The following is a 9144-nucleotide window of genomic DNA, read 5'->3' as shown; positions in this document are numbered from 1 at the left end:
GCGCTTCATCGCCTCGACCGCCGCGTCCACGGAGCCGTAGGCCGTCATCATGATGACGATCGGCGGATGGGGCATGGCCAGCGCCTTCTCCACCAAGACCATGCCATCCTCACCGGCCAGCCGCAGGTCGGTGAGCATGAGATCCACATGCTCGCGCTCCAGAACCCCCATCGCCCCACCGATCTCGGCGGCGATGTAGACCTCGAAGCTGTCTTCCAGCGAAGCACGCAACCCTTCACGGGTGTGCTTTTCGTCGTCGACAATGAGGATGGTGGGATTCACGGGCGGGCGGGGAGCGGCGACATGTAGCGGCCCCCGCCCGCCTTGGCAAGAACACGACTGCGACATCCCCGTGACATTTCACGGGGACAAGCGGCAAAACTGCCGTTAGAAGCAGTCTACTGGGCGTGCGATGCGGCGGAAACTGCGGCTGCACCGACCACGACGTTCAGGATGATGCCCACGACGATGAGCACGGTCCAGATGATCATGATGTTCTTGATGCCAAGTCGCCCATTATGGATCCAACCCCAAATCAACGGATACAAGCCGCACGAAAGGATCCCCAGAATGCCATGCAGCGCCCCCTTCTCTTTGAAGAGCTTGATAAGAACCATGATGAAACAAACGAACGAGCCGAGGGAAACCAGGTAGCTGAGTGCTTGCATAGGATTATGTGGATTAGGTGCAAATTGCTGGAGGGGGTTCACCAGAACATCAGCCAGTATTTGCACGATGTGTTGTTTTGGGTTGCTGGGTGGCGGGAATCGCCAGTACCTAGCTGACTAGCAGTTGCCACTGTGATTCGTCGAGTAATAATCGCAGCAACCAATAAATCAGCGCCCCACTGAGCAAAACCGCAGAGAGCATCGCTTTCTCCTCCAGCCAGCGAACAGCCGTGCGCAGCCTTTCCCTCGCCCGACCGCGCAGCACCAACCCTGCACCGAGCACGGCCAGGGCGACCAGGAGCACCGGCGCAAAGGCGTGCAGCCGCAGCGCGCCGCGCCACTCGCCGCGGAGCAGCAACACAGAGGCCCGGCCCAGTCCACAACCGGGACATGGCCAGCCGGTCGCGTGGTAGAACGGGCAAGGCCATCCTCCCAGTCCAGCGGCAGTCAGCGTCACGTGCGCCGCGCCCGCTCCCAGGATGGCCAGCGACACCCGCGGATCCTCGAGCAAGCTCGTCAAGACGAGCCGCCGGCGGCCGCTCACGGCGTGCCGGCCTCCAGCATGCGGGCGACCTGATTACGGAGCGGCAGCCGGATCGTCAGCGTCAAGCCGTGCCCCTCGTCGCTGGCCAGGTCGATCTCCCCACCATGCTCCCGCACGATCCGTCGCACGATCAGCAACCCGAGCCCGGTGCCGCTGGCCTTCGTCGTGAAGAACGGCTCGAAAATCTTGCTCATGCTCTCCGGCGAAATGCCGCCGCCCGTATCGGCGAAGCTGATCGTCACAAAGGAGTCGTCCACGTCCGTCCGGATGCGCAGCAATCCGCCCGAACGCATCGCCTGAAAGGAGTTCTTGATGACGTTGTAGAAAGCCTGCTTGAGCTGGTTGCGATCCACCTTGATCAGGGGCAGGTCGCTGCGCAGTTCCTGCTCGACGAGGATATTGCGGTTCTCGATCTCTGGCTGGAGAAAAGCCACCGCCTCCTGCACCAGGGCGTTCACATTCTCCAGTCGCGCCTCCAGCCGCGCGGGCCGGATCGCGCCGAGGAACTGCTGCACGATCGAGTCCAGCCGCGTGATCTCCTCGCGCGCCACCTCCAGCGACTTCTGCAAGTCTGCGCGGGCCGCCGCCGGCACCTTGCGCAGCTTGCGCTCCATGAGCTGGAGATGGATGTGCAGCGAGTTCAGCGGATTGCCGATCTCGTGGGCCACGCCCGCGGCCAGCAACGTGAGCGCCGTGAGCTTCTCGGACTGGATCGTCTCCTCCGTCGAGCGCCGCGTCTCGGTGATGTCCCTCAGGATCACCGCGTAGCCCACGCGCTCCGGCCGGTCCGTGCGCGGGCGCTTGGCCGGCACGGGATCGAGACTCAGCGGCACGATGTAGAAATTCAGGTAGCGGTGCTGCGGATAGAACACCTCCATGTCGCGCGACACCACCTCCCCCGCCTCCATCAGCTTCTCCCAATCGAGCCCGCGCAACCGTTCCGCCAGCGGCTCGCCCATGCAGGCCTCGCGCTCCAGCCCGAAGAGCGCGCAGGCCGCCCGGTTCAGGTAGGAAATGCGCCCCGTTACGTCCGTCACGATTACCCCTTCGTGGATGGCGTTGAAGATCGTCTCGAGGAACCCCTTCTCATCCGCCAGCCGCAACAGATAGCCCTGCACGTCCTCCGGGCGCACGCGCCCGAGGCGTTCGATGAGCTTGTCGAGGAATCCAGAGTTCACCTTCCCACGATAGCGAAGGCGGCGCTTGCAAGGCTACTGAAACCGCAAGGCCTGACGGAAATGCACTTTTTTTGCCAAAAATGCTCATTTTCCGCAACAGAGCCAACAGAGCCAACAGAGCCAACAGAGCCAACAGAGCCAACAGAGCCAACAGATCCAACGGAGCCAACGGAGCCAATCGACCGCGGCTTCTCCGGCGAAAGTCTCCGCAGAATCGATTCGAGGAGAAAAGCTCCCGGAAGGCCTCGCACAGGGACACCGCAGACTACTGACCCGCCGTCGCGGCCGCCGAAGCGGCCGACGCCGCGCTGACGGCCTCCGACGCCGCCGCATTGGCATCCGCATTCACCCGCTGAATCTCTTCGTCCGTCGCCCGGTTGCTCGCTTCGATCCCAGCCATCGTCACCGGATCGATCCCTCCCGAGTCCGAACTGGAACTGGAACCCGATCTGGATACCGAACCACCGCTCGCGCACCCAGCGAGCAGCGCCAAGGCAAAGACCGCAGGAACGACCGTTTTCATATTGTTTCTATCCGACACTATGTCGTCAGGCAATGTTCATTTTCGCGCCACCCCTGGAAAATGCATCTGTGTCTAAATGCCCATCACTCGTTTGGCTTCGGCGATCAGGATCTCTACGTCGGCCCGAGTGTACGTCTGAGAGGCGGGGATCTTCATGACAATAAAGCATCGGGCTATCGAACCCGCTTGATTGTGTTTATTATCGCCGAATAGGAAGGGCGCGTCGGCAACACCATTGCCTAGTATCGTTCTCTTTTAGTTAACTATAAGTTAAACGTATTATTACGTAGTCCTCTATCTTCGCCCGACGGAGCGTATACTTTTAAAGCATCGTAATTTCCGGGTGTCGAAAGGTGCTGGGCCCCCATTTCACAGACAGGGAGATTCCTCCACACACGCTAGGCAGCGCTACAATAGCTATAAGCTATGTACCAATGCGGTAAAGGTATTGGTCGAATAGACGCCAGAAGAACATAGTCCCTAAAGGCATGGCGGACCCACTCACGCGCGTCCCGCAGGACGATTCAGCAAAGAGGAATTTTGCATATCTCATTTCACTTCCATCTTAGCCAACGCACGCCGCAAATCCCCCCACCCAAGCGCGGTGTCGCATCGTGGGGCATCGTGGATCCGGGAATGTTTACCGGAGGCGGGCCGAACCTGAGTTTTCGATGAGCCAGGTCACTCCCCAGATGATGGAGCTCGCCGCTCGCCTGGTCGCGCAGGAGATGGGGAGCAAAGATTCGTCCGGGCCCGCCCCCCCCGCGGCCTTTCACGTTTGTGAAAAGCTTCGCCCGTATCTCAGCACACTGATGGGGAAGGCGGGGTTTCAGGCCGTGCTCTCGCGGGCTCTCGCGGTGGCCAGCGTGAAAACGCCGTGGCTGAAGGCGGTGCAGGTCAAAGCGGATGGCGCGTTGGAAGGTTGGGACCAACCGGAAGCGCAGGTCGCAGCCAAAGAACTGACCGAGGGTTGTGTGCTTTTAGTCTCCCATCTCCTCGGCCTGCTGGACGCTTTTATCGGGCATCATCTCACCCTGCGGATGGTACGCGACGTCTGGCCCAAACTTTCCCTCGAAGATTCGCAATTTACTCCAGGAGATCAGCCATGAAAAAGAAACCGAGCGCCCCTACCCTTCACAAGCCGCGGAAAAAATTGGCGGGACCACCGGGAAAAGTGATCATCCGCAAAATTCCGAGCGGCGCTCGCGGCCTGGACGACATCCTGGGCGGTGGCATCCCGGAGTTTTCCTTCAACATCATCGCGGGCACGCCGGGCTGTGGCAAAACGACCCTGGCGCACCAGATCCTTTTCGCCAACGCCACGGTCAAAAAGCCCGCGCTCTATTTCACCGTCTTGGGCGAGCCGGCGATGAAGATGCTGCGCTACCAGCAGCAGTATACTTTCTTCGACGCCTCGAAGCTGGGCCAGGCGATCCGTTTCATCAACCTCGCCGAGGTGGTGCTGGAAAAGGACCTGGACGCGGTCTTCCAGGAGATCGCCCGCCAGGTCGCGGCGGTTGGCCCGAGCCTCGTCGTAGTGGATTCGTTCCGCACGGTGATCCGGAAGGCGATGCTCAGCACGAGCGAGTTGGAGATGCAAATCTTCGTCCAGCGCCTCGCGCAGTTCCTCACGGGTTGGGAAGCCACCACTTTTCTGGTGGGTGAATATGTGCCCGAAGAGGTGCGGGACAATCCCGTCTTCACCGTCGCCGACGGCCTCATCTGGCTCTCCCAGGTGGCGGAGCGCAATTCGGTGGTGCGCAAGCTGCAGGTGATGAAGTTGCGCGGTCAGGCTTCGGTTCCCGGCCTGCACACCATCCGCATCAGCGACGAAGGAGTGCAGGCGTTCTCGCGGACCCTGGGCCTGGTGGGAACGAAGGTGATTCCCTCGCGGACCCGGCGTCTTTCCATCGGCATTCCAGAGCTGGACCAAATGCTGGGGGGCGGCTTGCTCGAAGGCGACAGCCTGCTCGTCGCGGGCCCCTCGGGCACGGGGAAATCGGCGTTGGCCACGCAGTTCATTGCCGAAGGGCTGCGCAGCGGGGAACCGGGCATCATTGCCGTCTTTGAAGAGCGCCCGAACGGCTACACCGACCGGGCCGCCAGTTTCGGACTGAACTTAAAAGCGCCGCAGCAGAAAGGAAACCTGGAAATCCTCTACCTGCGTCCGCTGGATCTGTCAGTCGATGAAACGATGCAGGAGCTGCTCGAAGCCATTACGCGCGTCGGCGCGAAGCGACTGGTGATTGATTCACTGGTCGGTTTCGAAATGGCGCTGGCTCCCGATTTTCGGGCGGATTTTCGCGAATCGCTCTACCGCATGATCGGCGCGTTGACCGGCGCGGGCATCACCGTGCTGAGCACGGTCGAGGTGGAGGACACCTTTACCGAGATGTCCTTCAGCCACTACGCCATTTCCTTTCTCACCGACGATATCATCCGGCTGCGCTACGTGGAAATCGATGGCCAGCTCCGCAAGGTGATGGTGGTGATCAAAATGCGCGGCGGCAATCACAGCAAAGACATCCGCGAGTATGTGATTACCGACAAGGGCGTGGTGGTCATTCACCCGCGCCAGACGGATTACGCACGGCTGACCACGGGGCTTCCGGAGCGCATCGGGCAGCGGGAAGAAGCGGCCCCGGAACCGAAAGCGACTACGATCAAACCGACATGAGCGCCGGCCCATCATCATCGGTCGAGGCGCGGGCGGATCTCGAACATTTGCAGCAGACGGTCGCGATGAACGAGGCGTTGATGCTCGCCGCAGTGCGGCAGCACGAACTGACGGAAGCCGCCGAGAACCTGAACGCCCAGCTCCGGGCCGAAATCGCCCAACGCGAGGAGGCAGAGAAGGCGCTGGGTGCAAGCGAGGAACATCTGCGCGCGTTATTCGACGCCGCTCCGATGGCGGTTTTTGCTTGCGACTCGGAGGGGATCATCCAGCACTTCAATGTCCGCGCCGTGGAGCTGTGGGGGCGGGAGCCGGTGCGCGGCGTCTAGCGTCATTGCGGATCAGTCCGGCTGTGGCGGACGGATGACACGCTCCTGCCGCCTGCCGAAAGCCCCATCGTCGAAGTCCTGCGCACGGGCCAACCCGCGCTCGACGTGGAAGTGGCTATTGAGCGGCCCGACGGCTCGCGGGTGCCGGCCCTGGTCAACTTTGCCGCGCTGAAAAACGGCGCCGGAGAGACCACCGGCGCGATCGCCTCATTCGTGGATCTCACCGAGCGCAAAAAGCTCGAGCAGCAATCGCTCCGCGCCCAGCGCATGGAGAGCATTGGCACGCTGGCCGGCGGCATCGCCCACGACCTGAACAATTCCCTCGGGCCGATCATGATGTCTCTCGATCTGCTCCGGATGAAGATTACCGACCCGGGGAGCAGGGAGCTGCTCACCGTTATGGATACCAGTGCCCACCGCGGCGCAGACATGGTGCGGCAGATTCTTTCCTTCGCCCGCGGGGTCGATGGCAAGCGGGCTGTCGTCGAGGTCCCGCGTCTGGTGGGGGAAATTGAGAACCTGGTTTTTGAGACCTTCCTCCGGCATATCGAAATACGGACGTCCGTCCCGCCGGGGCTCTGGACCGTGATGGGCGACTCCACGCAACTCCACCAAGTGTTGCTCAATCTCTGCCTGAACGCCCGGGACGCCATGCCCAACGGCGGCGTGCTCACGATTTCGGCGGAAAATCGGGAGATCACCCCGAACGACGAGAGGCTCCAGCAAAATCCCTGCGCCCAGCCCGGTCGCTACTGCATGCTGGAGGTCAAGGATAGCGGCACGGGCATTCCGCCGGAGGTCCTGGAGAATATTTTCGATCCGTTTTTCACAACCAAGGATTTTGGCAAAGGCTCGGGTCTCGGTTTGTCCACCTCTCTGGCGATCATCAAAAGCCACGACGGTTTTATCCGCGCCGAAAGCGAGGTGGGGAAAGGCACCGCGTTTCAAGTCTTCCTCTCGGCGCAAGCGGAAACCACGCCCCCCGCCGAGATAACGCCCGAGCCGGAGCGGCCGCCCGGGAATGGGGAACTGCTCCTGGTGGTGGACGATGAAGATCCCATGCGCCGGATGACCAAACAGATTCTGGAGGTATTTGGCTACCGGGTCATTCTCGCCTGCAACGGCGCGGAAGCGGTGGCCATCTACGCCCAGCGGGCCGGGGAAATCGCCGCGGTGATCACGGACATGTCGATGCCCGTGATGGAAGGTCCGGAGGCCATTCGCATTTTGCAGGGCATGGATGCGAAACTGCCCATCATCGCGGTCAGCGGTCTCGCCTCCACCACCTACGCCACGCAACTGGCCGACCTCGGCGTGAAACACATCCTGCCCAAACCCTACACGGCGGCGGAGCTGCTGAAAATGCTGAAGGAGGTTCTCGCCGGAACCGGAACAGCCGGACAGAAGCCCGCCCCGGTATCGCCTCCGTAGCGGAGCCTGTATGGCCGACGAACTACCAACCTCTGAGCTCCCCGCCGACCGCGCGCAATTACTCGAGCGGACGGTCGAGATGAACGAAGCGCTGATCCTCGGGGCGGTGCATCAACATGAACTCCGGGACGCGGCGGAGCACCTGACTGCGCAGCTCCAACTGGAAATCGCGGCGAGAGAGAAGACCGCCCGGGAGCTGGCGGAAAAAGCGCGCCTTCTCGATCTGACGGATGACGCCATCATCGTCCGGACCGTGTCCGGCGAAATCTCTTATTGGAACCGTGGTGCGGAAGTGCTTTACGGCTGGTCGCGCGCGGAGGCGTTGGGCCAGACCAGTCACGCACTGCTCCAAACGGAATCGGTGACGCCCCTCGCGCAAATCGCCGAGGAGCTTTATCGGACCGGTCGCTGGACGGGTGAGCTGGTGCACACCCGGCGCGACGGCCAGCGCCTCACGGTGCTCGTCCGCAAAACGCTGGATCGCGACCAGGACGGGAACCCGGCCTCGGTGCTGCAATCGTTGACGGATATCTCCGAGCGCAAGCGCGTGGAGGAAACCCTGCGCCAAAGCGAGGAGTTCAACCGCAGCATTATTGTCAACAGTCCGGACTGTATCAAGGTGCTCGATCTTGCCGGGACTCTGCTTTCCATGGAAAGCGGGCAGGATCTGCTCGGCATCGAGGACGTGCGCCCCTACCTGAATACCTCCTGGCTCGAGTTCTGGGATGGCGAACACCGGGCGGCGGCACGGGTGGCCGTGCAGAGGGCGGCGGCGGGGGGAGATGGACACTTCGTCGGCTTTTTTCGCACCCCACGCGGGGAACCTAAATGGTGGGACGTGGCGATTTCGCCGATCCTCGATGCCCAAGGCCAGACCACACGCCTGCTCGCCATTTCCCGCGACGTGACCGAACGTCGCGTCATGGAAAACGTCCTCGCGGAACGGGCCGTCGAATTGGCGCGCGCCGATCGCCGCAAGGATGAATTTCTCGCCATGCTCGCCCACGAATTGCGCAATCCCCTGGCGCCCCTGCGCAATGCCGCGGCGATTTTGCAAAGTGCCGAGACCAGCGAAGACGAGCGGCAACAGGCGCAGCGCATCATCGGCCGGCAGATCGAAAACATGAGCCGCATGATCGACGACCTGCTCGATGTCTCGCGCATCACCGAGGGGAAAATCGAACTGCGCACGCAACCCGTGGCCCTGGAGGCGATCCTCACCGCCGCCAGCAGTCTCGCCCGCTCCGGCTGCGCGGCGCGCCATCAGAAACTGGCCGTTTGGATGCCCCGCCGGCCGGTCTTCCTGAATGGCGACGCCACCCGGCTCGAACAGGTCTTTAATAACCTCCTCGGCAACGCCTGCAAATACAGCGGCGACGGTTGCGAGATCTCGTTGAGCGCGGAACGCGCCGTCGGCGTCGAGCCACCGGAGGTCATCATCCGGGTGCGCGATAACGGTACGGGCATCGCCCCCGAGTTGCTGCCGCGGGTGTTCGATCTCTTCGTCCAAGAGACCCGCGCTCTGGACCGCGCGCATGGCGGCCTCGGCATCGGCCTTACGCTCGTGAGCCGTCTGGTGAAGCTGCATGGGGGCACCGTCGAGGCGCGCAGCGAGGGGCTCGGCCATGGTAGTGAATTCATCGTGCACCTGCCGATCCTGCGCCAGGCGCCCCCACCCCCCGCCCTACCGCCTCCAGATGCGCGCGAAACCACTTCGCGCCGCATCCTCATCGTCGATGACACCACCGACTCCGCCCGCAGCATGGCGATCCTCCAGGCGCGGCGGGGCCATGTGAC

Annotated in this window: 10 protein-coding genes; 5 read left to right on the top strand and 5 right to left on the bottom strand. The window is 62.3% G+C overall.

Annotated elements, in window-relative coordinates; genetic code table 11:
• The 5 genes from ABJF10_RS25975 to ABJF10_RS25955 form a co-directional block, all read right to left on the bottom strand.
• Positions 1-282, bottom strand: a 282-nt coding sequence (locus ABJF10_RS25975) for a response regulator (protein WP_348547534.1), incomplete at its 3' end; no start/stop codon positions are given.
• 116 nt (positions 283-398) lie between these two features.
• Positions 399-668 (bottom strand): hypothetical protein, encoded by a 270-nt coding sequence (locus tag ABJF10_RS25970; RefSeq protein ID WP_348547533.1) that lies wholly within the window; start codon positions 666-668, stop codon positions 399-401.
• A gap of 109 nt (positions 669-777) precedes the next feature.
• On the bottom strand, positions 778-1188 hold the full coding sequence (locus ABJF10_RS25965; protein ID WP_348547532.1) for a DUF2752 domain-containing protein: 411 nt from the start codon (positions 1186-1188) through the stop codon (positions 778-780).
• 20 nt (positions 1189-1208) lie between these two features.
• Entirely contained in the window at positions 1209-2390 is a 1182-nt protein-coding gene (locus ABJF10_RS25960) for an ATP-binding protein (RefSeq protein ID WP_348547531.1), read from the bottom strand.
• Positions 2391-2655: 265 nt separating this feature from the next.
• On the bottom strand, positions 2656-2913 hold the full coding sequence (locus ABJF10_RS25955) for a hypothetical protein (RefSeq protein WP_348547530.1): 258 nt from the start codon (positions 2911-2913) through the stop codon (positions 2656-2658).
• A gap of 671 nt (positions 2914-3584) precedes the next feature.
• Here ABJF10_RS25955 and ABJF10_RS25950 point away from each other — a divergent pair.
• The 5 genes from ABJF10_RS25950 to ABJF10_RS25930 all read left to right on the top strand — a co-directional run.
• Positions 3585-4022 (top strand): hypothetical protein, encoded by a 438-nt coding sequence (locus ABJF10_RS25950; RefSeq protein WP_348547529.1) that lies wholly within the window; start codon positions 3585-3587, stop codon positions 4020-4022.
• Positions 4019-5590 carry an ATPase domain-containing protein gene (locus ABJF10_RS25945; protein ID WP_348547528.1) on the top strand — a complete coding sequence of 524 codons (1572 nt, stop codon included), beginning with the start codon at positions 4019-4021 and terminating at the stop codon, positions 5588-5590. The genes ABJF10_RS25950 and ABJF10_RS25945 overlap by 4 nt, the downstream gene beginning before the upstream one ends.
• A complete protein-coding gene (locus tag ABJF10_RS25940) occupies positions 5587-5916 on the top strand; it encodes a PAS domain-containing protein (protein WP_348547527.1) in 330 nt (109 codons plus the stop codon). The genes ABJF10_RS25945 and ABJF10_RS25940 overlap by 4 nt, the downstream gene beginning before the upstream one ends.
• A gap of 21 nt (positions 5917-5937) precedes the next feature.
• The gene (locus ABJF10_RS25935; RefSeq protein ID WP_348547535.1) at positions 5938-7347 is read left to right on the top strand and encodes an ATP-binding protein; all 1410 of its coding nucleotides are present in this window, start codon (positions 5938-5940) and stop codon (positions 7345-7347) included.
• Between the two features lie 10 nt (positions 7348-7357).
• Positions 7358-9144 (top strand): PAS domain-containing protein (locus tag ABJF10_RS25930; RefSeq protein WP_348547526.1); only part of this gene is annotated, 1787 nt, incomplete at its 3' end.

This window comes from Chthoniobacter sp. (genome assembly GCF_040003245.1).
Classification (GTDB): domain Bacteria; phylum Verrucomicrobiota; class Verrucomicrobiia; order Chthoniobacterales; family Chthoniobacteraceae; genus Chthoniobacter.
Note: the sequence above shows the minus strand (reverse complement) of the source record. Positions and strands in the feature narration are given on the sequence as shown.